Here is a 23,939-nt window from a genome sequence, read left to right as displayed (position 1 = left end):
CCCACCCTCGATCAGCGAACAGACCGATCATGGCAGCCCGGCACACTCATCATCACCGGTTTACGGATTTCCCAACGGAGTCCTGAAGGACGGGGAGGAGTCACACAGGTTCGTGTTCTAGACGGCCCGCAGCCTGTAGAACCCGTCGTCCATCTTGAGGAGGTTCTATTCGTCGGCGTACGGCCTTCGCTGGCGAGATTTTCGTAGCGGGGGTCATCTGGGAGGCGGCGGTCCAGCAACGCTTCTAGTCCCCGCACAAGCGCTACAGCCCCGAGACGATGACCGATGACCTCCGCCAGGCGATGATCCATCTGCCTGCTGATCGCGTGGGTGGGCAGCCGCGCAGAGACCAGGTCGTTTAAGGCATGCCAGTTTTCGGTGATGCGCAGTACTGACTGAAGAGTTCGGCTTCCCGACGACGGTTCGCTGCTTGTCGTCGATCTCCACAGCGGTCCGGTAAGCGGACCTCTCGATCTCGGACTTCTGGAATCCCTGCTCGATTGCCGCCACCGCGCCGCCGCGGTCATCTCTGCCGAGTGGATCGCAATCCCGAACCCACTCACGTCGACGCGGCCCGGGACACCACCGAGCCGCGTCGACGTGTATGTGGGCGGTGCGTGGCGCCCTGCCGGGCGACCGGTCCGGGTCTGATGGAGGCTCCGGACTGTTCCGAGGAGCCGCAGTTCCCCTGTCATCTGACCCCACGCCGGCTCAGGGACGGCAGATTTTCGGCTTGCTGTCCTTCTGCTCTGGGGAATTGTCAGCGGCTCGGCCGCGGAGTGTGACGAGGGCCAGCAGTGCGGAGAACAGTGCGGCCGAGCCGCAGACGACGAAGCCGATGGAGTAGCCGTGGCCGAGGGCGTTCAGGGCGAGTGGGTGCAGGTCGGCCAGCTTTGGTGACGCTGCGGAGGCGCCGTTGACCGCGAGTGGGCCGCCCTCGTCGAGTACGGCAGTGCCTGCGCCTTTCAGCGCTCCGGGCAGGGCGGAGTCGTGCAGGGAGTTGGAGAAGTTGCTTGCCGCGCGGCTCAGGGCCACGGCGCCGATGACGGCGGGGCCGAGGGTGAAGCCGAAGTCTCGCAGCAGGTTGGTGGTGGCGCTCGCCATGCCGGCCAGGTGCACCGGCACGGTGTTGACGGCCGTTGCCGTGATCGACGAGACGGTGATCGCGAAGCCCAGGCCGACGAGACCGAGCGGCAGGATCAACGAGGTGAAGGCGCTGTCGGTGATCGGCAGCGTGGCCGTCCAGTAGTCTCCCGCCGCGATCAACAGCAGCCCCGCGCCGAGCAGTAGCCCGGGTGCCGCAGTTCTCAGCAGCCGCTCCGTCAGCGGCAGCATCACCAGTGTGATGCCGTTGAGCAGGACGAATGCCAGGGCCGTCCGCATCGGGGCCTGGTCCTGCACTGGGCCGAGCCGGATGCTGACGGAGTAGGCGGTGCCCAGAAAGGCGAACATGCCCACCACGGACACGACCGAGGCCACCGCGAAGGCGCGGTTGCGGAACAGATCCAGGCGAAGGAGCGGGGACTTGGCGCGTTTCTCGGCCAGGAAGAAGACGGCGAGGAACACGGCCGCCAGGACGAAGGCGATGACGATCGAGGGCGAGGACCAGCCGTCCGTCGGGCCCTGGATGATCGCGTAGAGCAGCGAGAACAGGCCGAGACCGATGGTCAGTTGGCCCGCTATGTCGAGTGAACGCCCTGCGGGGGCACTGGAGTTGACGGCGAACAGGGCGCTGACGGCGGTGCTTGCCGCTGCGATGGCGGTGACCACGACGAAGGACCATCGCCACGAGCCGTAGGTGGCGGTGACGCCTCCGAGTAGCGGGGCTATGAATCCGCCGGTGGAGAGCAGGGCAGCCCACATCGCGATGACCCGGGCCCGCTGTGCGGGCGAGGTGGTGCCTGCGGCCAGGATGGCCAGCGATGTCGGAAACAGGGCGGCGGCGCCCAGGCCTGCCAGTGCCTGACCGGCCCAGAGCTGGTGGACGCCGGAGGCACTGGCGCTGACCAGCTCGCCCACGGCCAGCAGCGAAGCGCCGCCGACCAGCAGCCGTTTGCGGCCGAAGAGGTCGCCGAGCAGGCCGAACGTCAGCTCCAGTACGGCAACCGGGAGCAGGAAGGCGTCGGAGATCCAGGTGAGTTGCGAGCCGACCGGGTGCAGGTCGGACTGGAACAGCCCGTTGAGGGTGGCCGGTATGGCCAGACCGATCTGGGCGAGGCAGACGGCGAGGAGACCGGCGACCAGGGTGCCGGTGGTCAGGCCGCGGCCGGTCGCGGTTCTGGCGGAGGATTCGGTCGTCATTGACACGGAGGGCTCCTGAGGCGCGCGAGCTTGGGACGGGGAGAGGACGCTTGGGGATCAGCGGGTACCGGTCAGACGATTCGGCCGGTAGTCGGTGAAGGCGGCGCCGTCGAGACCCAATTCGTCGGCGCTGTGCTGGAGTTCGGCGGTGGTGGCGGAGTTGTCCCAGTACCCGGTGTCCAGCCGGTGCTCCACGGCGTGCAGCCCGGCGAGCACTTCGGCGGTGGTGAAGTTGCAGTGGCTCTGACGTGCCACATAGGCCTGTCGCAACAGCGCGGAGTCTCCGGCCCTGCGCACCCGCCCGGCGAAGGCCGATTCCTGCTCGACGGGCACCAGCTGGTCGGCGGTGGTGTGGATGTCCAGCAGCGGCACGGCCAGGCCCTGTCCGGCGGTGGAGGTCCGCTTCAGATGAGCCACTGCGGCCGGGTCGGCTGCGATGTCCGCACCGAGGGTGAGCCGGTTCAGGTCGGTGCGCAGATCGAGCCCGGCGTCGCGGTAGAGCGCCTCGACCTGCTTGGCATGGTCGGACTTGCGCAGCAGGCCGGCGTAGTCGACGCCCTTGTTCCAGGACGTGTTGCCGCCGACGGATTGCTCCACCGACCAGCGCGCCGGGACGATGAACCCGAGCAGGCCCTGAGCCAGCCATGCGTACTGCTGCTCCTCCTGGCCCGCGAAGTCGCCGCGCGCGGGCGGCTGCCGGCCGGGAGCCCAGTCGGCCAGGTTGAGATAGGCGGCAGCCAGGGCGATCCGGGTGCGTCCAGCCGGGGTCTGCTGCGCCGATTCCACCGCCTTCGTGAGCCGGTCGGCGAGGGCGCCGGCGTCGGTCTGGCTGCCCAGGTTCACGAGCTTGTCGACATCGGCAGGGTCGAAGAACGTGGCCAGGGTGTACTCGGCGTCCAGCTGGTAGTTGTCCAGATCTACGCCGCCTGCGACCAGGCCGCAGAGGCCGAGCGAGCCGTCGACGCGGCCCGCGCTGTCGCGGGCGATCTGAGCGTTGATGAGGCCGCCCATGGACTGGCCCACCGAGATGACCCGGGTTGGTGTGCCGACCTTGCGGCGGAAGGCGGTGAGTGCGGCGAACTGATCCCGCTCGGCAGAGTCGAGCGCCCACATCGAGCCGTTCGGGTCGTAGGAGGAGCCGACGAGGGCGTAGCCGGCGTCCAGCAGGGCCTGGCGCCCCGCGGTCGACGGGGCGTCGGCAGCGGTGGTCGGTCCGAAGCCGTGGCTGAACAGCAGCAGGCTGCCGTTCCACTGCGCGGGCTTGTCCGCGATCCAGGTGGCGCCGTCGGACAGCGTGCCGGAGTAGTGATCGGCGGTCGTGGCCTGGGCGCCGGCCGCCGGCCCCAGCAGGGCAGTGGCGAGGGCGGTTGCACAGGCGGCGGCGAGGGTCGAAAGACGGGGTCGGGGCATGGCGACGGCTCCGCGAGTCGAGGGGGGACCGAGTGGGGGAGCGAACGAAGAGCGCTGCGAATGTAGGGCTCGTTTTTCACTGCCGTCAATAGACTGACCAATAATGCGGCAGGCGGGTCCGCGTGTGGATGCACGGGACTCGAGGGCGGGCGGGGGCCGGGTGCGGATCAGTCCAGCGTCAGGGTGTCGAGCAGTCGGGCGGCCGCGAGCGCGGCCGGGCGTTCCCAGCGGCTGGCCAGGCCACGGAAGACTGTCTCCGCCTGAGCGGCGGGCCAGTCCCCTGGCAGGTGCTCGGCGGGCAGATGCGGGTCCCGTCGCACCAGGTCCAGCCAGTCGGTGTGCAGCAGGAGCTGGCCTGCGAGTTCGTCGCCGGAGACCGCTGCAGGAAGCGGGTCGGTGCGGTCCCAGCGCTCCAGGAACGCCCGGTACCGTGCACCGATGGCCGGCACATCGAACGCCTGCTCCAGCACCTCACGGACGTCGGTCGGCGACTCCACCTCTGCCCGGAACACCCGCAGATACGGCTCCAGGCCGAGACCCGCCACCATCTCACGGACGTCGACGCGCGCCGGGGCCACCCACAGGCCGTTCTGCAGCGGGCCGAAGCCCGCCCAGATCAGCCGGGAGCGCAGGTCATGCCGCTCGCGACTCCATGCCTCGGGCAGCGAGAACCCCACCATCGTCCACCGGCCGTCCCAGTCCCGGTTCACCGCGCCGGTCCGCCAGATACGGTCCCTTCCGTCCGTCAGTACCTGAACGGCGTGCGGCGTCAGCCCGAAGTAGGTCTTCCGGCCCTGGCGACGACGCTCCAGCAGACCCCGTTTGACCATCCGGTTCAAGGTGGTCCGCACCGCCTCCTCAGTACTGCCCAACCTCCCCAGAGCAGCGATCACGCTCCCCGACGACACGGCGACGGGCCGCCCCAGCACGTGAGCACCAAAGAAGGTCAGCATCAGGGACTGGGTACGCGGCTCGGGACCGCTCTCGGCGGTCGGTCCGGCGGCGACATCGACACTGGTCACCGGCACAGCGTAGGCCCGGGGCGAGCGAGCACTGTCTCCACGACAAGAAATGTGTCATTTCTTTGACGGCAATCGACAACTAGCCTAATTTGATTGGTCGGGGCGTAAGAGGAGACCAGGGGTGCGAGGCAGGTGTCCTTCAGTGAGACGCGGCCCGCGAACGGTGGTAGACGAACTCGCAGCCCTGTGAGGCGACGATCGTCGCGTTCTGCAAGGCCAGCGGTAGTCCGGCGGGCGGGTTGGCCCCATCCTCTGAATCTTCGCAGGGAATCCCGGCCTTCAGGCCGGGCGGGAATGCGATCCTCGGTCTGGAGGCGCGAAGCGCCGGAGATCACTGCGCCTTTGCGGTGACGGTCAGGCTGGGCGCTTCTGGTTGTCGATGTAGTCCTTGACGATGCTCAGTGGTGCGCCGCCGCAGGAGCCCGCGAAGTAGGACGGGGACCAGAACACCGACCCGGTGCCGATCCGGTTGATCCGGCCGGTGTACTCCGCGCGCAGGTAACGGGAGCTGACGCCCTTGAGGGAGCCTTCGCCTTGCGGCGCGGAAGCAGGCAGCGGTGCAGCACAGCACTTGCTCTGGGGACTGACCACCCAGGACAACGGCGCCACCCGGCTCCTTCAAGCCGCCGGTGTCTCGCCAGAGACACTGCACCGGTCCGTCGAAGCCCGGCTGAGCATGAGCGCCTCTAATGCAGCCGAGCGAGTCGCGTGGACGCCCTACTCTCGCAAAGCCATGGCCATCGCAGGGGCTCGATCCGAGCACAACGGCTCCGAGTGCATCGGCTGCGAAGACCTGCTGATCGGCCTTGCCCAGGTCGGTCGCGGAGTGGCCGCCAGCGTCCTGACCGAGGCCGGCTTCGACCCGGCCGCCCTCGACGCCCCATCTGGGGAAACCGACTCATTACAACACGACTGACCACAACCCGTTGGGCAGGGCAACTGATCTTCAGGGGCAACCTGATACGACATGGGCGGTCAGGCCGAAAACGTGATCGACACTGGTCCCGGGTGAGCGGCTGTTCGTAGCGGTGAGCTTGCCGGGATACGGTCAGCTACTACCCACCGCGTGGCGACTCGGCGGCGTGGGCGGCTGTTGCCTATCCCGCTCAACGTCCTGGTCGGTGCTGCTCGCTGTCAGTGGGCCGTTGGTCACCCGTCTGGTCCGAACGGCCCGCAAGATGGCCTCCTATGTACGGGCGCGGGGAAGCATAGATGCCCGGCCGGCGGACCGTCACCGACCGGGCCTGAACTCACCGCGGACTCACGCCGGGTGAGAGTCCGCCCCCCTGCTGCGGCCTTGGACAGGACGTGGGGTGCCGGAGCCGTCGCGCCATGGCGGGGCCGCCGCCCGATGGCCGTTGTGTCCGGTACTGGCGGCCTTGTCGGTTTGCCGGCGCATCCGGTCCTGGAGCTGGTCTACGAGCTCGCGGCCGGTGGCCTCCTCGGCGAGCACGACCACTTCACGCCGTCCGACGTGCAGGGATGCCGTTGCCGACCAAGGACGGTCCGCGTGGTGGGCCGATGCTCTTGTGATGCGCACCTCGCCGGTGACGGCGGGAAGTCCCGGCCGTCCTATGACGGCGTCGATCTTCGTGCGGGCGTACTCCAGGGTCTCCTCGTCCACCTCGCCATCCGAACGCAGCAGCACGGTCGGAGCGGTGATCTGGGTGTCATTGTTGGTCATGCCGGTTCCCTTCCTGGCAGTGCGGTGGGATGTCCCGCGTCGTTCAGGCCGCCGGGCCGGGCAGCCACAGGTCGGGTCCGAAGACCTCGTAGCGGATGCGCTGTGCCGGAACCCCGGCGCCCAGCAGCTGTCCGCGTACATCGCGCATGAACGGCAAGGGGCCGCACAGGAACACCGTGGCGTTCTCGGGCAGTTCGATGGTGTCGAGGTTCATCAGGCCCTCGCGGGCGTCGGGTTCCTCCGGGCCGGGGCGCTCGTACCAGAAGACCGCGCGGGCGTTCGGCAGTCGCTCGACCAGGTCGCCCGTCTCGGTGCGCAGGGCGTGGTCGGCGGGGGAGCGGTCGGCGTGCAGGGCCAGCACCGGGCGGGTCGAGCCGATGGCGGTGAGGTGGGCCAGGATGCTGGTCATGGGGGTGCCGCCGATGCCGGCGGAGACGAGGACGACCGGAGTGGTGGCGTCGGCCGGGTCGTCGAGGAAGACGTCGCCGAAGGGAGCGGAGAGTGTCAGTTCGTCTCCCTCGTGGACCTGCTCGTGCAGCAGGTTGGAGACCTCGCCGTCCGGCGCGTCGGCTGTGCCGGCTACCCGCTTGACGGTGATCCGCCGCAGATCCCCGCCGGGGTCGGAGGACAGGCTGTACTGGCGCAGCTGGTGCACCCCGTCGGCCATCAGGACCCGCACGCTCACGTACTGGCCGGCCCGCGCCGGTGGCGCCGGTTCGCCGTCGGCCGGCCGGAGGACGATTGACACGACGTCCTCGGTCTCGGTGCGGCGCTCGATGACCGTCCACTGTCGCCACACCTTGCCGGGCTCCACACCCGCGTCCTGGTACAGGCGGGCCTCCCGGCCGATCAGGGCACCGGCCATCAGCCAGTACACCTCGTCCCAGGCGGCCGCCACTTCCGGAGTGACCGCGCCGCCGAGGACCTCGGCTATCGCGCCGAAGAGGTACTTGTGCACGATCGTGTACTGATCGTCGGTGACCCCGACCGCGGCGTGCTTGTGCGCGATCCGCTCCAGCAGCGTGTCCGGGCGGGTGTCCGGATCCTCGAGCAGCGCGGTCGCGAACCCGGCGATCGAGCCGGCCAGCGCGCGCCGCTGGGCTCCGCTGGCCTGGTTGCCCCGGTTGAACATCCCGTCGAGCAGTTCCGGCCGGTCGCGGAACATCGCGTCGTAGAAGCGTGTCGTGATCTCGTCGAGCGCTCCGGCCACGGCGGGGAGGGTGGCACGGACCATGGCGGCGGATTCTGCGGACAGCATGAAGCCTCCCGGGCAAGGGATGAGGTGGGAAGGACAGCCGCGTCGCATCGGGCGGCATCTTCTGTGTATCAGGCACCTGGCCGCGTTTCGGCGCTGTTTCGCGGCGCTGAGCGAAGAGGGGCCGAACGGCCCCATCGATTCAGGCACATCGGCCCCACACCACACCTTGCTGCAGGGCCGCACGGCGCCGGGACGACCTCCCATTGGCCCTGTCCGCCGCAACCGTCCTGGACCAGGCCGACAGCAACCACCTCGCCAGGCACCCCGCAAACGTTGCGCTGTCGAGGACGGATCTCCGGGCGGCCTACTGATCGCGGCACCACTTCCTGTATGCGGCCACGGCCGTCGGCAGGGTCGGGAAGATCCGCTCGCTGTCGACTGTGTGCGCCAACCCGTACGCCGTCAGGTCGTCCAGCAGGTCCTGCTTCACGCGGGCGAGAGCGCAGACGATGCTGCGGCCGGCGAGCTTGTGGCGGAGTTCGTCGACCGCAGCCAAGGCGGTGATGTCGACCTCCACATTGGCCTCGGTGTTGAGGACGAACCAACGGACCGGTTCGCTCTGTTCGTCGACGGCGGCCAGGGCCCGGCGGTGGAAGTTCTCGGCGTTGGCGAAGAAGAGAGGGGAGTCGTAGCGGTAGACGAGCAGGCCGGGGATGGAGCGGGCCTGCGGGTAGTCGTCGACGTCGTCATGCGCAATGGGCCGGATCTCCGGCGCCGAGCGGCCCGACCACCGTCGCCGTCATCAGCGCGGTCGTCGACTCCGGGCCGACGGAGAGCAGGCAGGTGGAGCCCAGCAGGGCGTACAGGGCGAGCGCCGGCAGGATCGCCCACAGTCCTGCGACCGGCGGCCGGCCGGCCACGCCCGCGTACGCCATCACCTGGGGCACGAGGTACGCGGCCACCGTAACCCCGGCCAGGATGTCGCCCCGCAGCCACGAGCGCCGATAGCCGAACAGCGCACCGAGCCGGGGCGCCAGGCGGCGCCACCTTGGAGCACGGCCGACCGAGCTCCGGGACATGATCCTCCTTGTCCCGAAGGACCTCATGATCCTCCGGGACCCTGATCGGCCGCGAGATGCTGAACGGCCTGCGGGTGCCGCTGTTCCTGTAGACCGGACCCTGGCTTCTGTAGGTGTTCTCGGAGGAGGTTCAGCTCCGGGCGCACGACTATCGGCGGATCGGGTTGGTGTTCCTCGGTCCGCTCGCCATCGGCCTCGCTTTGCTCGCACGTACCGCTCTGCCGCGGGCACTGCGATGGCGGGGACACCTCGGCCAGTGGGGCCTATAGGTCCCAGACCGGGGACCTGCGGGCTCCGCACCGCGTCTCTCCACTTCGCCACCCTGGAGTCAGAACCCCGACCAGGAGGTGGACAACATGTCCCGCAACGTCACCGTGTGCCTTGACGGCTCGCCCGAGAGCCGCGCCGCTGCCGAGTGGGCGGCCCGCGAGGCGAAGCTGCGCGGCCTGCCGCTGCGGCTGGTGCACGTCTGGGAACCCGTCCCGGAGCCCATGGCGCAGGCCCCGCTCCTGGGCGCCGAGACGCAGCAGCACTGGAGCGAGCGGATTCCGCGCGAGACGGCCGAGGGACTCCGCCTGCGCCACCCCGGCGTGCACGTCGACATGGAGCAGATTGCCGGGAGGCCGACGGATGCGTTGGTCGAGGCGGCGATCCACGCTGAGCTGCTGGTCCTCGGCTCGCGCGGGCTGAGCGGAATCGGGGGATTCCTCGGCGGGTCCGTGGGCATGTCCGTGATCGCGCAGACGGAGACCCCCGTCGTCCTCGTGCGGGCCGGCGAGCAGGCCGCTGACGAGCACGAGAAGGACCCCGTCGGTATCCCGTCCGCAGCCACCGCGTACGGGCCCGTCGTGCTCGGCCTCGACACCGACCACCCCGACGAAGCGGTGATCGCTTTCGCCTTCGAGGAGGCCACCTGCCGCGACACCGCGCTGCGGGTCGTACACGGCTGGAACCTTCCGCCTTACTTCGCCTACGGCCTGCCCGCCGACCCCGAGCTCAACGCCGAACTGGGCCGACAGGAGGCCGCCGCACTGGCCGAGGTGCTGCGCCCCTGGCGGCAGAAGTACCCGGACGTCGAGGTCGTCGAGGAGTCCCGCTCTGGCAGCCCCGCCAACCACGTCGTCGACGCCTCCCGCGAGGCATCGCTGGTCGTCGTCGGTCGCCGGAAGCGTCGCAGCCCGATCGGTGCCCATATCGGCCCGGTCACGCACGCAGTGCTGCACCACGCCACCTCCCCCGAAGCCGTCGTCGCGCACGACTGAATGCACTCTCTGAAGGAGGGGAGATCATAAACGCAGCGGTCGAACGAGCCTTCGGCGAGTCCTTGGTCGTGGGCGTGGACGGTTCCGAGCCGAGCCTGCGTGCCGTCGACTGGGCGGCCGACGAGGCCGTGCTGCGCGGGGTGCCCCTGCGGGTGGTGTACGCCTGTCTGTGGGAGCGGTATGAGGGTGCCGCACTCGCCCGGGACATCGGCAAACCGACCGCGTTGCCGTTGGCTCAGGACGCCGCCGGGGCCGCCGCTCAGCGGGCACGCGCCCGGCACCCCGACCTGAAGGTGAGCCGCCGACGTGGCGTTCGAGGAGCCGGAGTACGCCGCGGTGCGCGAGGCGAAACGCCTCCGCGCTGGTCGTGGGCACCCGCGGCCGCAGCGGCGTCGCTGAGCTGTTGCTCGGCTCCGTCGGCCTGGCCGTCGCCGTCCACGCTGACTGCCCGGTGATCGTGCTGCGCGGCAGCCACGACAACCAGGCGACGCCCCCGGTCCACGGTCGCATCGTCATGGGCGTCGGCGAGGACGTGAAGGAGTAGGGGCCGACCTCACCCGCGAGGTATTTGAGTACATCCACGAGACCAACCGCACCAAGGGGAAGTTCACCTCATACTCCGATCTCTCCTGGCCCCTGCTCCGCGAGGTGCTCGCGAAATTCCCGCTCGAATGACCGCAGGAAAGCGGCCTGGTCCAAGATCGGGCTCTTCGGTCCGGTCGCTTCCACACGGAGAGAACCGCCTCGGACGACCCTGGCCGCCGCATACCCAGGGGTGCGCCGCCTTCTACGCAGCGCCCACCGCTCGGCGGACATGTCGCTGGGCACGGTTTTGCGCCTGCTCACCCCGCCCTTCAACACGCTCAGGCTCGGCTACCAGCCGGGCGGGACGGCAGGATTTTCGTTCTTCGCGGCATCTACAATTGAAGAGTTCTTCAATTGGTTAGTTGCATGATGTGGAGGTCGAGGTGGACACAGTCACCGAGGCGCTGTTGGCGCGGGTGCGGGCGGCCCGTGCCGAGCTGGCGGATGCCGTGGCGGCCGAGGACGTGTACGCCGTGGCGGTGGCTCAGGACGAGCTGGACGACGCGGTGCGGCTGGCCTGCGGGCTCGGGCTCGACGTTGAGGCCGCAGGGGCAGACGAGGAGTGATGGGCATGCAGGTGCCGCTGTACGAGGCGAAGGCGGAGTTCTTCCGGATGCTTGGGCATCCGGTGCGGATAAGGGTGCTGGAGCTGCTGCAGGACGGGCCGAAGCCGGTGCGTGACCTGCTGACGGCGATCGAGGTCGAGCCGTCGAACCTCTCGCAGCAGCTGGCGGTGCTGCGCCGCTCCGGGATCGTCACCGCCACCCGTACCGGCTCCACCGTGATGTACGAGCTGGCGGGCGGGGACGTGGCCGAGCTGCTGGCCGCGGCGCGCCGGATCCTGTCCGTACTGGCGGCGGGCCGACGGGAGCTGCTGGACGAGCTGCGTGTCGCGGAGTCGGCGCGGTGATGGGCGGACGCTCGTTCCGGCCGTGGCGCCGAAGCCTGCCCGCAGCAGCGGTAGCGCATGTGCCGGCGCAGGTGCGACGCCACTTCGTCTCGGTACCGGTCGGGCCGGATGCGGTGCGGCAGGCCCGTGAGGCGGTGACCGGGCGCTTCGGCGAGGTCGGCGTCGCGCCGAGCTCCGCGTTCGCCGACGCGGTGGTGCTGGTGGTCAGTGAGCTGATCGTGAACGTACTGCGGCATGCGCCACGGTCCCTGGTCGCGGACGTGGGCATGACGGTCGGGGCGGGGCGGCTGGTCGTCAGTGTCGCCGACGCCGAGCCGCATCTTCGAACTCGAACCGGGCGCGACGGGGGCGGGGCTGCAGCTGGTGGCCGAGCTGGCCGCCGAGTACGACGGCGACGTCAGCGCGGAACCGGCCGCCGACCATGGCGGCAAGGTGGTCCTCGTCCGGTTCCGCATGCCGTCGTAGACCGTATCAACGTGGAGATCGCGGGAAGCAGGGAGACGACACTGTGAGTGATGGAGCTGAGGCGACCGAGCGGCCGAAAAGCAAGCGGCGGGAGCGGAAGGCCAAGGACAGGGAGTGGCAGATCGAGCGAGGTGTCGCGATCCGGGCGGGCTTCTACATCTTCGGCACCCATCTGTTCGCCGGGTTCGTGTGGCTGCTCTTCTACCTGGGCGAGCACGCGCACAAGTAACCAGGAAGCAGAGAGGCCGCGGTCCCCACGGACCAGGGCCGACCGGCCTCGCCTTGGGACCGGTCGACCCTATGGGAACACCGGTGCAGCAGTGAAGCTGTGCATCAAAGGAGCTGGCGGGCGGCCGTTCTTCTCTCACGCGGCCACCCCTGCCTCCCACCCAGCGCACTGCCCTGAACCACAGCTGAAGACCTCTTCGGTTGGCTAGTGGCCGTGACCGGCGTGGATGGGGAGAAGGGACTGCGGAGGTTGATCGCTGTTGTGGGGCACGCGGATCTTGCGCCCTGGACCCTGGCGCTGCTGGAGGAGGAGCTTCGCGCGCGGCTGGCCCAGTGTGCCGAGGCCGGCCGGACGGGCCTGGTCCGGGTCGGGCAGGGGCTGCCGGTGGCGTTCGGGCGGGCCGCGAAGAAGGCTGGGCTGGCGCTGGTGGCCGTGGTGCCCACACTGAACCGGGTGCCCGCGCTGCTGCGGGAGCGGGATTGGCTGGCGGCCGGGGAGTTGCTGCTGCTGTCGCAGCAGGTGCGGCTGCTGGAATACGACCCGGCGGACCGGGATGCCTGCATCCGCGCGGACGAACGGCTGTTGCGTGAGTGTGCCCGGGTGGTGGCGATCTGGGACGGCACCGCGCCCAATGGCCATGACGCCACCGCTCATTTGGTGGCCTACGCGCGCAGCCACGGCATCGGCGTCGAGGTGTTGTGGCCGGACGGTGCCGAGCGTGTGCCGGGGCTCGGGAAGGAGTCGTCATGACGGCTGGTACGGCGCCGCGGGTTCGCATGGTCGGGCTGGGCCGGGACGAGGCGATGAAGTTACTGGCGGAGGCGCCGCTGGGACAGGTGGTGTTCTCTCACCAGGCGCTGCCCGCGATCCGCCCGGTCAACCATCTCGTGGAGGCGAACGGCGACGTCGTCATCCATACGCACAGCGGGGCCGCGTTGCTGGGCCGTGCTGCGCTGTCGGAGGTGGTGGCCTACGAGGCCGACGCCTTCGACCCGCGCACCCGGACCGGTTGGAGTGTGGTCGTCACGAGCCCTGCCAGCCCCGTATCGGACCCCACTGACCTCGCCCGCTACCTGACGGTGCTCACGCCCTGGGTCATCACCGCGCACTTGACCGCGGCCTCCCGTACGGCGGGCCGGGCGCGGTGCTCGGCCAGGACGAGGAGCAGCGAGGTGAGCGCCATCAGCTCCCACAGGAGCAGGAACGTCGAGACCGAGGCCGCCGCGGGCACCAGCAGCAGGGTCAGCGCGAACAGCGGGAGCACTGTCTGCGCGCCCCGCGAGCCGAGGCCGTGCGCGCCGTGGCCGGCCACGTAGCCGACGCTGTAGACCGCCACACCGCCGCCATTACGGCCCCGGCCACCGCCATGAACAGTCCGGACAGCGCGTCCACCGCCAGATGTGTCCCGGCCAGCGCGAGCAGCCCGGGGATCTCGGCCGGCCAGCGGCTTCCGCCCAGTGCGGCCACACCCGCCGTACCACCGGCCACCCCCACATCCGCCGTCAGCACACCCACCACTACGCCGCGCACCCGGTGCGGCAGGACCAGCCCGGTCGGCGCACCCACCACGCCCACCGCGATGGGCGTCACTAGGGCGGCCGGAATCAGGCCCGCCGTCCGGTCACTCTCCGCAGCGCCGCGACGATCTCGCCAGGCTCCGCCGGACACCCGGGCACTTGAAGATCCACCGGCACGACGCGGAGACGGCGGCCTCGACGCCGTAGCCGCCCGCGAACTCCCCGCAGTTGATCGCGCAGTCGCCGACCGCCATCACCAGTCGCGGCTCGGGCATCGCGGCGACCGTGCGGCGCAGCGGCTCGGCCATGTTCTGCGTCACCGGCCCGGTCACCAGCGCCACGTCCGCATGCCGGGGTGAGGCCACCAGCCGGGCGCCGTACCGTTCCGCGTCGTACACCGGGTTGAAGGCCGCCGCGATCTCGATCTCGCAGCCGTTGCAGGAACGGGCGTCCTCACCTGCAACGAGCCGCCGAACTCCCGCGCCTGCGGCAGGCCGCCCTCCGGGCGCGGCGGAGCGGGCTCTGCCACCCGCCCGGTGTACCGGATCTTGCGCAGCAGGCCCATGAAGCCTCCCTGGCGCGGTGAGGACTTGTCCGCAGGTGCCTGACAGGCCACCTGCGACCGGAGTTACGTCACTCGGGGGTAAAGCGGCAGCCTCCCGCGCCACAGAGCGCTGTCGACTCCCGGGAGGCAGCCTCCGATTGTGCGCCGTTGTTACGACGGCGGTTTCGCCTGGGTCTGGGTGGCCTGCAGATCGGCGAGCAATTCGGCCTGCCCGGCGAGCACGCCGGACAGGATGGTGCGGGCGACCCTGAGCAGCTCGGCGATATGCGGGCTCGTCAGCGAGTAGTACACGGTCGAGCCCTCCTTGCGGGTCACCACCAGGTTCGCCTGGCGCAGCACCGCGAGCTGCTGCGACAGGTGGGCCGACTCGATCCCCACCATGGGCAGCATCTCCGCGACCGCGTGCTCGCGCTCGCTCAGCAGCTCCAGGACCCGGATGCGCGCCGGGTGGCCGAGCGTCTTGAAGAACTCGGCCTTCAGTTGGTACAGGGGCGTACTCATCGTGTCGTCGCCTCCCTGGTACAGCAGCACGGCCGCACCGGACCGTCCTCGGCGCATCGCATCGACCCACTCGTCAAACACATGTGGCCCATCCTCGCGTGCGGCAGCGGCCCAGCCGAATCCGCGCACGAGAGCCGAGCCGCCCGAAATTGGCGGTGATGACCTTAACAATTGCTAAGATCCGGGTCGAGCTGTTCTTCACCCCGACTTTTGGGCCAACCCGATCGAGGCCCACTTCGGGCCGCTGCGGCAGTTCACCATCGCCAACTCGAACCACCCGGTGCAAACCCGTGCCCTGCACGCCTGCCTGCGCTGGCGCAACGCCAACGTCCGCCACCGTGACGTCTTGGCCGCCGAACGCCGCGAGCGCGCTCGCATCCGCAGCGAGAAGGGCATCCGCTGGGGCGGACGCCCCCTGCCGACGGCCGCGTGACCGATCTTCTCTGCGGGGGTCCTACTCTTGAGGCTGCCAGGTGTAGCGGACGTCCGGCTCATGTTCCTCGTTACGCAGTCCGTCGGTGTGCTCGACTGCGATGAAGCCGTGCCGCTCGTAGAACCGTTGGGCTGGTCCGTTGACCTGGAACGTCCACAGTCCCAGTCCATCGGGGCGCTGCTGCTTGGCCAAGTCCATGAACCGGCCGCCTACACCCCGGCCGCGCCAGGACGGATCGAGGTAGAGCTGTTCGAGTTCCTCTCCATCGAGTACCAGGAGTCCGATCACGGAGCCCTCGGCGACGGCTACCCAGGTCTCGCACTGCGGCACGACCACGGAGGAAAACCAGCTCCGCACCTCGTCGTCGCCGTGCGCGCGGCGCACGGTCGGCAGCGCAGCGGTGAAGGAACGCAGCCACACGTCGGCAATGTCGGCCGCATCAGAGTCATCCGCACGCCGAAACACAAGCTCAGTACTGTTCACGGCGCGCGACTATTGCAGATGAGTGATCTTGACGCATCCGGATTTCGAGAGCGCTGTCCTCCCGGCGTACCCATGCGGTCAGATCACTAGATGATCAATTCCAAGGGGTCAGTGATCATATGAGGTGGGCGAGCGGAGCGTGGCTTGTCCGGTGTGATCGTTGTGCCAGATCACTGCGGTCAGCGCGAGTATTCGCTGCATGACGCGGGCGATGACTCCGCGGGGTGTGCGCCCGGGGTGCTGTTCGAGGTCGAGCTGTCCCTTGAAGGTCTCGTGGACGGACTCGATGATCTGCCGCAACGGCTTGAACAGGGACCGCCGGGTCGCTGCCGTTCGCCCTTGCGGGTTGGCCGCAACAACTGGATGCCCTGCTGGGCAAGTTCGTGTTCGAAGGTGCGGTTCGGCCGCGAGGAGGTCCAGCAGGGTCTCGCGCTCGCCGGCCTTGGCGCCGGTCACGGCGAAGGCGGTGCACACCAGGTGCAGCCGTAGGCCCCAGAAGAAGCGGTTGTGGCTGGCGCAATAGCCGTACTGAGCCCAACCTGCCAGGTCGGACCGTTTGACGGTCTCCCGCGAGCGGCCGCATTCCACGGGCGTGGAGTCCACGATCCATGGTGCTGGTGGTCAGGACCCGGGTGACCCGGCGGAGCAGGTGAGCGGCCTTGCGCAGCCGCTTGTTGTAGTCGGGCTGCTGCGGCAGGTACGGGAACAGATGTCGCAGGTGGGCCCGGGCATGTCGGAGCAACCTGGCCTCGGAGGTGAAACCGAGCATCGCCTGCATCATTGCGAGGGTGGCCAGTTCGGCGTCGGTGAGCTGCGGCGCGATCCCCATGGCCGGCCGCCACGGCGCCAGGTCCGGATGCTCCTTCAGCAGGTCGTCGCATAAAAAGCTGTCGCGAGGGTGGCCAGGTTGTTCGTCACAAAACGATCTTGGACACCCTCGTTCCCGTCTCCGTAGGCACCCCTTGGAATTGATCATCTAATAGCCTTGATCGCTGCGGGCGAGCGATGGCCGGACGGGAGCCTGCGCTGCGCGCTGGAGGACCTGCTCGGCGCTGGTGGCCTCATCTCCCACCTGCACGCCCAGGGCGCGGGACCGCTGTCCGCCGAGGCAGCCGCCGCGAGAGCGGCCTACGAGGGCACCGCCGACCTCACCCGCGCGGTCGCCGCCGGTGTCCCCGGGCGGGGAGCCGGTAACGAGGGGCTACGTCCAGGACGTGGCCATCGCCACGGAAGAGGACATCTGAGCCATCGTGCCCGTCCGGGACGGGGATGGCGCCTTCGCCCCCGGCTGAGCCCGGCAGGGTCAGGCCCGCGGCTGGTCTCCGGTCGGCCACCCCGTCGGCCGCCACTCTTGGCGACTCTGCGGCGGCTCGCCGTGCCGTGTGCTGTGCGCCACGAGCGCGCCGGCCAGGTCGGCGTGCACGGGGATGGGCGGGCCATCCCCGTCGGGGACGAGGGACCCGTCGGCGGGGATCGCGGCCAGTTCCAGGCTGCGGCCCGCTTCGGTGAGACGGCGCGCGGCCTGGGTGATCGCCAGCTGCCCTTCGGCCGACCAGCCGCGCAGTTCGGTCAGGTCGACGATGACCGGACCTGTTCCGCGTCCCACCACCCAGCCGACGGCACCGGTGAAGCGACGGACAGCGCCCGGGCCCAGGTATCCGGCGACGGACAGGATGCCGAGGTCCTGTTCGGCGGTGTAGCGCCACTCGAGGGTCATGGTCGTCAACTTCCTTGCGCGGTCGGCCTGTCGGTTTAGAGGAGGAGGCTCAGAGAGGGAGGGTGATCCAGATGCTCTTGCCCTTGCCGTCGGCGTCGCTCCGGACAACCGCGGTGCCGCCCAGGCCGAGGGTGAGCTCCATGACGGTGGCCAGGCCACCCGTTCCGGTGCCGGTGACCGCGCCGTACAGCGGCGGCTGGTAGGGGTGGCGGTCATGGACCGCGAAAGCCAGACAGTCCTGCCCCGCCGCGTAGATGACGGTCATTTGCGGAGAGAGCTCCGCGGCGTGGCGGACGCTGTTGGTGACCAGCTCGCTGAGGATCAGCAGGGCCGGGCCGACGGTGGGATGGCGAGGGCTTACGCCCCACTCGACCAGGGCCTGCTCGGCGGTCTCCCGGGCCGTCCGGACCGCGGACGGCATCGCGGGCAGCGTCAGCACATGCCGGTAGGGCAGGGCTTCGAGCGGGGTGCTCATCACGCCTCCGCGGGGGAGAGGCGGAATCCGCTCACGGTCTTGGGGTTGAGGCGCAGCAGGGTGTCGTGCAGGCCGTGGGTCCAGCCGGTGAGGGTGCGCTGGTAGTGGGCGTCCTCGTCAGGATCGGTGATCACGTCGACCGGGGCGGGCGTACCTACCATCAGGCGGCCGTACTCCCAGGTGTGCCGGCCGGGCCGGATGACGGTCAGATCACGCTGCGTGTACACCAGCCGTCCCAGCGCACTGCCCTCCAGCAGCCACACGACCTTGGCACCGGAGACCTCGACCATGCGCAGGGCTGCGGGGGGAGTGCTCATCCGACGGTTTCCTCTGTTTCCTCGCTGGTGGGCCATGTCCTCTGGCCGGTGAGAGGTCGCATGACGCCGACGCACTCCAGGTAGGTGCGGGCGCCCTGGATCGCCTCGGGCGTGGTGGCGTACTCGCGTCCCTCCAGGCGCAGCAGCTCCAGCGCGCCGACCGAGTCCAGGACCTGGCGTTGGCCGGGGCGTATCCCGGAGCTCATGACGGCGGTACCGCGCCGGTGGAGTTTCTCGACCGCGTCCTTGAGGACGAGGGCGCCGGTGGCGTCGATGGTGGTGACCCGGGACATGCGCAGGATGACGACGCGTACGTCGGCGACCTCGGCTAGTTCCAGCAGGAAGCGGTGGGCGCCGGCGAAGAACAGCGGCCCGTCGATGCGGTACGCCACGATGTGCTCGGCGAGCAGCGCGTGCTCCTCCGCGCTGTGGTCCCCACGGTCCAGAGGCACCTGATCCAGGCGGGCCTGCTTGGCCACCGCGCGCAGGGCGAGCGCGCCCGCGACCACCAGGCCGAGGATCACGGCGTACACGAGGTCGAGCACGAGCGTGGCCACAGTGGTCAGCACCAGTATCAGCGCGTCGGACCGGGTGGCCTTCGCCATCGCCCTGAGCGAGCCGACCTCGACCATGCGGATCGCGGTGGCTAGCAGCACGCCCGCGAGCGCGGCGAGCGGGATCCTGGAGACGAGGGGTGCGGCAGCGAAGACGATCGCCGCGAGGATCGCGGCGTGGGTGAGGGCCGCCAGCCGGGACCCCGCCCCGGTACGGACGTTGACCGCGGTACGGGCGATCGCACCGGTCGCGGGCACGCCACCGAACAGCGGGGCGGCGATGTTGGCCAGACCTTGGCCGAACAGCTCGCGGTCCGGGTCGTGCTTCTGGCCGACCGTCATGCCATCGGCGACCGAAGCCGACAGCAGCGACTCCAGAGCGGCCAGCGCCGCCACCGCGACCGCCGGAGCGAGCAGCGAGCCGAGCACACCAGGGTCCAGGAACGACAGGGAAGGCGCGGGCAGGCCGGACGGCAGGTCACCGATCGGCTTCGCCGCGCCCAGGCCAGCTACCTGGGCGACGGCGGTGGCCGCGATCACCGCGAGGATGGAGAAGGGGATCGTGGGCCGCCAGCGGGCGCCGACGAGCATGACGGCGGCGACTGCCAGGGCGAAGGCGACGGCGGTCCAGTTCGGGTTCTTCGTGAACGCCTCCAGGGCGCGCCAGGTCACCACGAGGACGCGGTCGCCCTCCGGCTTGGGCACCCCGAGGGCATTCGGGATCTGCTGCAGTCCGATCACGCAGGCGATGCCGAGCGTGAAGCCCTCCACGACGGGCGCGGGCACGTATTGCATGTACTTCCCGGCCCGGAGCAGGGCGAGCGCGATGAGCATGACGCCCGCCAGCAGCCCGACGGTGAGCACCCCGGACGGTCCGTGCTCGGCGACGATCGGCACCAGCACGACCGTCATGGCACCGGTTGGCCCGGACACCTGCAGATTCGATCCGCCGAAGACCGCGGCCATCGCGCCGGCGATGACCGCGGTCGCCAGTCCCGCCTCCGCGCCCAGCCCGGAGGAGACGCCGAATCCGAGTGCGAGCGGCAGCGCGACGATCGCCACCGTGAGGCCGGCCAGCAGGTCGCGGCGCGGGTCGCGGCGTATCTCCGCCAGATCCGTACGGCCCGGCAGCAGCGCGGTGAGCCGGGCCCCGACCCGGCCGAACGAGAGTCTCATCGCGCGGCGACCGGGGCTTCCCGCAGCTCTGCCAGCAGCTCGTTCTTCCCTGCCAGCATCTCGGTCAGGATCCGGCGCGCGGTCCCCATCAGGTCGGCGACATCCCCGCTGGCCAGTGCGTAGACCACCGTCGAGCCTTCGCGCCTGGAGGTGACGATGCCCGAGCGGCGCAACACCGCCAGCTGCTGCGACAGGCTGGCGGGCTCCACTTCGATCTCGGCGAGCAGCTCACGTACCGGCATCGGCCCGTCCTGCAGCAGTTCCAGCACCCGTATCCGTACGGGATGCCCCAGCATCCGGAAGAACTCGGCCTTGGCCTGGTACAGCGGAACGGACACGACTCCTCGACCTCCCCGACAGCGCCCCACCCGGGGCAAGTGAAGGATGTGCCCGCGGCTACCTGCAGGCATAGTCATGAAAGCATCTAACCAATTGCGAAATTTTGCAATTAAGCATCAGGCTGCTGCCGGGCCGCCCCGACGGCTGGGGCGGGCTGGTCAGCCCTTCTTGACCACGCTCGACTTCAGCTGCATCGCCCCGAAACCGTCGATCTTGCAGTCGATGTCGTGTCCGTCGACTCCGTCGACCAGTCGGATGCTGCGCACCTTCGTGCCGGCCTTGATCCCCGAAGGGCTGCCCTTGACCTTGAGCGCCTTCACCACGACCACGGAGTCGCCGTCCTGCAGCACATTGCCGACGGCATCCTTGACGACCCGCTCCGCGGGGGCGCCGGAATCCGTGCCACCCTCCGCGGGCACCCATTCATGGCCGCACTCCGGGCACACCACCAGGGCGTTCATCTCGTAGGTGTACTCACACGAGCACTTCGGACAGGGAGGAAGATTCTCGATCACCCCGCCAGCGTATCCGGCCTCGGCCTCCGTCCCGACGGGAGGAGAAGGGCCACGAGTGGCCGCTGTGAGTACGGCGTGAACGGCCACGCGCTCCACACCGAATAGGCCCGCATCCGGTCGCCAGCTCCTTCCCCGATGTCATTTGGCTCGCCGCTCGTCTACGGCACCCCTTCCTAATAGCGCCTCTGTGTGTCAAGCGGCCTGAGTGAGGTGGTCCCGCAGATCCCGTTTCATGATCCGGTAGACCACGTTGGACAGACGGCGTTTGAGGGCCCGGCGAGACTCCGCTGGTGTCTTGCCCTCGGCAATCTTGCGCAGGTAGTACTCCTGTCCGCATCCGCCGTCGCGGATCTGGCAGACGGCGATGACATGCAGCACCGAGACGCCCGCTACGCGACCAAGCGCGGCTCGGGCAGTGCTCGCACCGCCCGCAGGCCCAGCCCAGCCAGGGCACAGCCACCCGCTGCCCGACCTCCAAGTGGGCCACCCCCTCCCCGAGAGCCTCGACGATGCCGACGCCCTCGTGGCCGGGGACGAACGGCGGGGTCGGCTTGACCGGCCAGTCGCCGTGCGCGGCGTGGATGTCGGTGTGGCACAGTCCGGACGCCTCGAGGCGGATGCGGACCTGGCTGGCGCCGGGCTCCGGATCGGGCCGCTCCTCGATCACCAGCGGCTGGCCGAAGGACCGGACGACTGCTGCCTTCATCAGATGCTCCTCAGAACTGTCGATGCGATGCGTTTCCAGCGTTGAACGAGCCCCGGTCCGACGGCAGGTACTGAACGGCCTTGCGGGCGGCGTCGCTCGGCCCTGAATCGCGCGGAAACCTGCCCCTCGTCGCGGTCCCACTCCGCTTCCGACTGCGTCCCGGCCCGCTGGGCCGACCCGCCGCCAGGCGCATACGACCGTCGGGTCGGCGCTGTCCAGGCCGCCGTCCGCTGGGGCCTGAAGCTCTCACCGGCCACGTTCAGGACATCGACCAGGTCCTCGTCCAACAGCGGTCGACACCGGGTACGCGACCCGACCGGGTACGCCGTGGGAAGGACAGCGCCGCCACGGCAGTAGGGCCAACCGGCCCTGGCCCTTTGGTCCTGGATCGCGCAAGATCTTCGCTAGGCAAGGACCGGTCCGCCCAGTGGGCGCATTCCGGTGCAGGCATCAGACGGCGCAGAACGAGGAGCATCCGATGGCGGACGGCGAGCGACCCGGACCCGACAACCCGATCCGGGTCTTCCTGCTGGACGACCACGAGGTGGTACGGCGCGGGGTGCACGACCTGCTGAGCGACGAGCCGGACATCACCGTGGTCGGCGAGGCGGGCACCGTGGAGCAGGCCCTCGTGCGGGTCCCCGCGCTACGTCCGCAGGTGGCGGTGCTCGACGTCCGCCTGCCCGACGGCGACGGCGTGACCGTATGCCGGGAGCTGCGTTCGCACCTGCCGGAGCTGGCGTGTCTGATGCTGACCTCGTTCGACGACGAGGAGGCGCTGCTCGACTCGATCATGGCCGGTGCCTCGGGCTATGTGCTGAAGCAGATCCAGGGCTCGGACCTGGTGTCGGCCGTGCGCACGGTTGCCGCCGGCCAGTCCCTGCTCGACCCCAGCGCCACCGCCAAGCTGATGGCCCGCCTGCGCCAGGGCCAAGAGCCGGAGCCGGTGCCAGACGCCTTGCCGGGCCTGACGGACCGAGAGCGGGAGATTCTGGCCCTGATCGGCGAGGGCCTGACCAACCGCCAGATCGGCCAGCGCCTCTTCCTCGCGGAGAAGACGGTGAAGAACCACATATCCCGGCTGCTGGCCAAGCTCGGTGTGGAGCGGCGCATCCAGGCCGCGGTCATCGCCACGCAGGCTCAGGGCCGGCTCAAGCAGGAAGGGCACTGAGCCTGCCCCACACACGAAGCCCGCTGGGCCGAACGTCCCTCACCTGACCCCCTTGCGGCCCAAGCTGGATACCCGCCCCGGCCACCAGGCTGGCAGCGCATCCCGGACACGGGTGGCACGCATCGGGAGGATGACGGACATGAACGTGCGTGTGGGCATCAACGGCTTCGGCCGCATCGGGCGCAACTACCTGCGGTGCGTGCTGCAGCGTGCGGAGACGGCAGCCGGAACGCCGGTCTAGGTTGTAGCGGTCAACGACATCACTTCCCCGGCGGCCCTGGCGCATCTGCTGGAGTATGACTCGACGTATGGCCGACTGCACCGCACCGTCGAGCACGACGACACCTCCCTCACGGTCGACGGCCGCCGCATCGTCGTGACCGCCGGGCGGGACCCGGCCGCCCTGCCCTGGGGCGATCTCGGCGTGGACGTCGTGACCGAGTCGACCGGCCGCTTCCGCACCCGTGAGCAGGCCGGCCTGCACCTGAAGGCCAGTGCCCGCAAGGTGCTGCTGTCGGTGCCGGGCCAGGGCGTGGACGCCACCGTCGTGATGGGTGTCAACGAAGGCACGTACACCCGGAGAGCGATCACGTGGTCTCCAACGCCTCGTGCACCACGAACTGCGTGGCGCCCATGGTGAAGGTGCTTGACGAGCACTTCGGCCTCGTCAAGGGCCTGATGACCACCATCCACGGCTACACCAATGACCAAGTCGTCCTCGACGGCCCGCACAAAGACTTGCGCCGCGGCCGCAGCGCCGCCGTGAACATCATCCCCATGTCCACCGGCGCCGCGCGGGCCGTCGGCCCGGTCCTGCCGGAGCTGGCCGGCACGCTGGACGGTACCGCCGTCCGGGTCCCCGTCGAGGACGGCTCGCTGACCGACCTGAGCGTGATCCTGGAGCGGCCCGTGACCGCCGACGAGGTCAACGCGGCGTTCCGGGAGGCCGCGGACGGTCCGCTGAAGGGCGTCCTGCGAGTGTCCGACGCCCCGATCGTCTCCCGCGACGTTGTCGGTGACCCTGCCTCGTGTGTCCTGGACGCCCCGCTGACCCAGGCGCACGGCGAACTGGTCAAGGTCTTCGGCTGGTACGACAACGAGTGGGGCTACACCAACCGACTGCTCGACCTCACCGAGTACGTCGCCGCACGCCTCCCTCGGATCTGACAGATCTGACAGAAGAAGACCGAGACGCGGCGGGGCGGCCGCCGACCGAGTCCGGTATCCGGATCGGCGGCCTTACCGCCGCGTCGTCACACTCGGACGCCCAGCGGCGTGTTCGGACGTCCTGCACGGCATAAGCGGGGTTCCGGCAACCGACAAAC

25 protein-coding genes and 10 pseudogenes are annotated in these 23,939 nt (G+C 69.7%); 14 read left to right on the top strand and 21 right to left on the bottom strand.

The annotated features are described in order from the left end of the window. Positions 1-411 precede the first annotated feature (411 nt). The 5 genes and pseudogenes from ACFVWD_RS37145 to ACFVWD_RS37125 all read right to left on the bottom strand — a co-directional run. A pseudogene (locus ACFVWD_RS37145) lies at positions 412-528 on the bottom strand (methylmalonyl-CoA mutase family protein); the annotation flags it as partial. Positions 529-711: 183 nt separating this feature from the next. Then, entirely contained in the window at positions 712-2,301 is a 1,590-nt protein-coding gene (locus ACFVWD_RS37140; protein ID WP_389602434.1) for an MFS transporter, read from the bottom strand. Positions 2,302-2,358: 57 nt separating this feature from the next. Further along, the gene (locus tag ACFVWD_RS37135) at positions 2,359-3,711 is read right to left on the bottom strand and encodes an alpha/beta hydrolase (RefSeq protein ID WP_389602433.1); all 1,353 of its coding nucleotides are present in this window, start codon (positions 3,709-3,711) and stop codon (positions 2,359-2,361) included. Positions 3,712-3,878: 167 nt separating this feature from the next. Then, positions 3,879-4,739 (bottom strand): PaaX family transcriptional regulator C-terminal domain-containing protein, encoded by an 861-nt coding sequence (locus ACFVWD_RS37130; RefSeq protein WP_389602432.1) that lies wholly within the window; start codon positions 4,737-4,739, stop codon positions 3,879-3,881. Positions 4,740-5,087: 348 nt separating this feature from the next. Continuing rightward, positions 5,088-5,258 (bottom strand): annotated as a pseudogene (locus ACFVWD_RS37125) (transposase); the annotation flags it as partial. On the opposite strand from ACFVWD_RS37125, the pseudogene ACFVWD_RS37120 reads away from it, so the two are divergent. Together ACFVWD_RS37120 and ACFVWD_RS37115 are read left to right on the top strand one after the other, a co-directional pair. Further along, positions 5,251-5,355, top strand: a pseudogene (locus tag ACFVWD_RS37120) (hypothetical protein); the annotation flags it as partial. The pseudogenes ACFVWD_RS37125 and ACFVWD_RS37120 overlap by 8 nt on opposite strands. A 111-nt stretch (positions 5,356-5,466) precedes the next feature. Beyond that, on the top strand, positions 5,467-5,649 hold the full coding sequence (locus ACFVWD_RS37115; protein ID WP_389602443.1) for a Clp protease N-terminal domain-containing protein: 183 nt from the start codon (positions 5,467-5,469) through the stop codon (positions 5,647-5,649). Between the two features lie 345 nt (positions 5,650-5,994). Here the strand turns inward: ACFVWD_RS37115 and ACFVWD_RS37110 are convergent, their stop codons facing one another. The 3 genes and pseudogenes from ACFVWD_RS37110 to ACFVWD_RS37100 form a co-directional block, all read right to left on the bottom strand. Next, positions 5,995-6,417 carry a hypothetical protein gene (locus ACFVWD_RS37110; RefSeq protein ID WP_389602431.1) on the bottom strand — a complete coding sequence of 141 codons (423 nt, stop codon included), beginning with the start codon at positions 6,415-6,417 and terminating at the stop codon, positions 5,995-5,997. A gap of 43 nt (positions 6,418-6,460) precedes the next feature. Next, the gene (locus ACFVWD_RS37105) at positions 6,461-7,675 is read right to left on the bottom strand and encodes a globin domain-containing protein (RefSeq protein WP_389602430.1); all 1,215 of its coding nucleotides are present in this window, start codon (positions 7,673-7,675) and stop codon (positions 6,461-6,463) included. A gap of 304 nt (positions 7,676-7,979) precedes the next feature. Then, positions 7,980-8,694, bottom strand: a pseudogene (locus tag ACFVWD_RS37100) (SulP family inorganic anion transporter). Positions 8,695-9,050: 356 nt separating this feature from the next. On the opposite strand from ACFVWD_RS37100, the gene ACFVWD_RS37095 reads away from it, so the two are divergent. The 9 genes and pseudogenes from ACFVWD_RS37095 to ACFVWD_RS37055 form a co-directional block, all read left to right on the top strand. Next, positions 9,051-9,956: a universal stress protein gene (locus ACFVWD_RS37095; RefSeq protein WP_389602429.1), complete on the top strand. Its 906-nt coding sequence runs from the start codon at positions 9,051-9,053 to the stop codon at positions 9,954-9,956. A 26-nt stretch (positions 9,957-9,982) separates the two neighbouring features. Then, positions 9,983-10,485, top strand: a pseudogene (locus ACFVWD_RS37090) (universal stress protein); the annotation flags it as partial. Between the two features lie 285 nt (positions 10,486-10,770). Next, positions 10,771-10,911 (top strand): hypothetical protein, encoded by a 141-nt coding sequence (locus ACFVWD_RS37085; protein WP_389602428.1) that lies wholly within the window; start codon positions 10,771-10,773, stop codon positions 10,909-10,911. A 13-nt stretch (positions 10,912-10,924) separates the two neighbouring features. Next, positions 10,925-11,107, top strand: a complete 183-nt coding sequence (locus ACFVWD_RS37080; protein WP_389602427.1) for a hypothetical protein — start codon at positions 10,925-10,927, stop codon at positions 11,105-11,107. A 5-nt stretch (positions 11,108-11,112) separates the two neighbouring features. Then, entirely contained in the window at positions 11,113-11,451 is a 339-nt protein-coding gene (locus ACFVWD_RS37075) for an ArsR/SmtB family transcription factor (protein WP_389602426.1), read from the top strand. A 297-nt stretch (positions 11,452-11,748) separates the two neighbouring features. Further along, positions 11,749-11,916, top strand: a complete 168-nt coding sequence (locus ACFVWD_RS37070; RefSeq protein WP_389602425.1) for a hypothetical protein — start codon at positions 11,749-11,751, stop codon at positions 11,914-11,916. Between the two features lie 43 nt (positions 11,917-11,959). After that, positions 11,960-12,145, top strand: coding sequence for a DUF6126 family protein (locus tag ACFVWD_RS37065; protein ID WP_389602424.1), 186 nt, complete (start codon positions 11,960-11,962; stop codon positions 12,143-12,145). A 249-nt stretch (positions 12,146-12,394) separates the two neighbouring features. Beyond that, positions 12,395-12,895 (top strand): DUF834 domain-containing protein, encoded by a 501-nt coding sequence (locus ACFVWD_RS37060; RefSeq protein WP_389602442.1) that lies wholly within the window; start codon positions 12,395-12,397, stop codon positions 12,893-12,895. Beyond that, positions 12,892-13,191: pseudogene (locus ACFVWD_RS37055) on the top strand (pyridoxamine 5'-phosphate oxidase family protein); the annotation flags it as partial. The gene ACFVWD_RS37060 and the pseudogene ACFVWD_RS37055, both read left to right, overlap by 4 nt. 23 nt (positions 13,192-13,214) lie before the next feature. Here the strand turns inward: ACFVWD_RS37055 and ACFVWD_RS37050 are convergent. The 3 genes from ACFVWD_RS37050 to ACFVWD_RS37040 form a co-directional block, all read right to left on the bottom strand. Beyond that, positions 13,215-13,481: a hypothetical protein gene (locus ACFVWD_RS37050; protein ID WP_389602446.1), complete on the bottom strand. Its 267-nt coding sequence runs from the start codon at positions 13,479-13,481 to the stop codon at positions 13,215-13,217. Between the two features lie 285 nt (positions 13,482-13,766). Further along, entirely contained in the window at positions 13,767-14,060 is a 294-nt protein-coding gene (locus ACFVWD_RS37045) for a hypothetical protein (RefSeq protein ID WP_389602423.1), read from the bottom strand. A gap of 317 nt (positions 14,061-14,377) precedes the next feature. Next, positions 14,378-14,728 carry an ArsR/SmtB family transcription factor gene (locus tag ACFVWD_RS37040; protein WP_389602422.1) on the bottom strand — a complete coding sequence of 117 codons (351 nt, stop codon included), beginning with the start codon at positions 14,726-14,728 and terminating at the stop codon, positions 14,378-14,380. Between the two features lie 211 nt (positions 14,729-14,939). Here ACFVWD_RS37040 and ACFVWD_RS37035 point away from each other — a divergent pair. Next, positions 14,940-15,161: pseudogene (locus ACFVWD_RS37035) on the top strand (IS630 family transposase); the annotation flags it as partial. Between the two features lie 21 nt (positions 15,162-15,182). Here ACFVWD_RS37035 and ACFVWD_RS37030 read toward each other — a convergent pair. From ACFVWD_RS37030 to ACFVWD_RS36985, 10 genes and pseudogenes are all read right to left on the bottom strand, one after another. Further along, positions 15,183-15,590: a GNAT family N-acetyltransferase gene (locus ACFVWD_RS37030; protein WP_389602441.1), complete on the bottom strand. Its 408-nt coding sequence runs from the start codon at positions 15,588-15,590 to the stop codon at positions 15,183-15,185. Positions 15,591-15,752: 162 nt separating this feature from the next. After that, positions 15,753-16,562: pseudogene (locus tag ACFVWD_RS37025) on the bottom strand (IS982 family transposase). Between the two features lie 385 nt (positions 16,563-16,947). Further along, positions 16,948-17,361, bottom strand: a complete 414-nt coding sequence (locus ACFVWD_RS37020) for an anti-sigma factor antagonist (RefSeq protein ID WP_389602421.1) — start codon at positions 17,359-17,361, stop codon at positions 16,948-16,950. Between the two features lie 49 nt (positions 17,362-17,410). Beyond that, positions 17,411-17,836, bottom strand: a complete 426-nt coding sequence (locus tag ACFVWD_RS37015) for an ATP-binding protein (protein ID WP_389602420.1) — start codon at positions 17,834-17,836, stop codon at positions 17,411-17,413. Beyond that, positions 17,836-18,153: a pyridoxamine 5'-phosphate oxidase family protein gene (locus ACFVWD_RS37010; protein ID WP_389602419.1), complete on the bottom strand. Its 318-nt coding sequence runs from the start codon at positions 18,151-18,153 to the stop codon at positions 17,836-17,838. Before ACFVWD_RS37010 ends, ACFVWD_RS37015 begins: the two co-directional genes overlap by 1 nt. Continuing rightward, positions 18,150-19,883, bottom strand: coding sequence for a SulP family inorganic anion transporter (locus tag ACFVWD_RS37005; protein WP_389602418.1), 1,734 nt, complete (start codon positions 19,881-19,883; stop codon positions 18,150-18,152). Before ACFVWD_RS37005 ends, ACFVWD_RS37010 begins: the two co-directional genes overlap by 4 nt. Continuing rightward, positions 19,880-20,221 carry an ArsR/SmtB family transcription factor gene (locus ACFVWD_RS37000; RefSeq protein ID WP_389602417.1) on the bottom strand — a complete coding sequence of 114 codons (342 nt, stop codon included), beginning with the start codon at positions 20,219-20,221 and terminating at the stop codon, positions 19,880-19,882. Before ACFVWD_RS37000 ends, ACFVWD_RS37005 begins: the two co-directional genes overlap by 4 nt. 159 nt (positions 20,222-20,380) lie before the next feature. Beyond that, a complete protein-coding gene (locus ACFVWD_RS36995; protein WP_329374479.1) occupies positions 20,381-20,737 on the bottom strand; it encodes a zinc ribbon domain-containing protein YjdM in 357 nt (118 codons plus the stop codon). 192 nt (positions 20,738-20,929) lie between these two features. Next, positions 20,930-21,115 (bottom strand): hypothetical protein, encoded by a 186-nt coding sequence (locus tag ACFVWD_RS36990; protein ID WP_389602445.1) that lies wholly within the window; start codon positions 21,113-21,115, stop codon positions 20,930-20,932. Between the two features lie 28 nt (positions 21,116-21,143). Then, positions 21,144-21,443 (bottom strand): annotated as a pseudogene (locus ACFVWD_RS36985) (alcohol dehydrogenase catalytic domain-containing protein); the annotation flags it as partial. A gap of 478 nt (positions 21,444-21,921) precedes the next feature. Between ACFVWD_RS36985 and ACFVWD_RS36980 the strand changes: the two are divergent. Next, positions 21,922-22,614, top strand: coding sequence for a response regulator (locus ACFVWD_RS36980; protein WP_389602416.1), 693 nt, complete (start codon positions 21,922-21,924; stop codon positions 22,612-22,614). 139 nt (positions 22,615-22,753) lie between these two features. Next, positions 22,754-23,781: pseudogene (gene gap / locus ACFVWD_RS36975) on the top strand (type I glyceraldehyde-3-phosphate dehydrogenase). The last annotated feature ends 158 nt before the right edge of the window (positions 23,782-23,939 follow it).

It is taken from the genome of Streptomyces sp. NPDC058086 (assembly GCF_042885015.1).
GTDB lineage: Bacteria > Actinomycetota > Actinomycetes > Streptomycetales > Streptomycetaceae > Streptomyces.
Note: the sequence above shows the minus strand (reverse complement) of the source record. Positions and strands in the feature narration are given on the sequence as shown.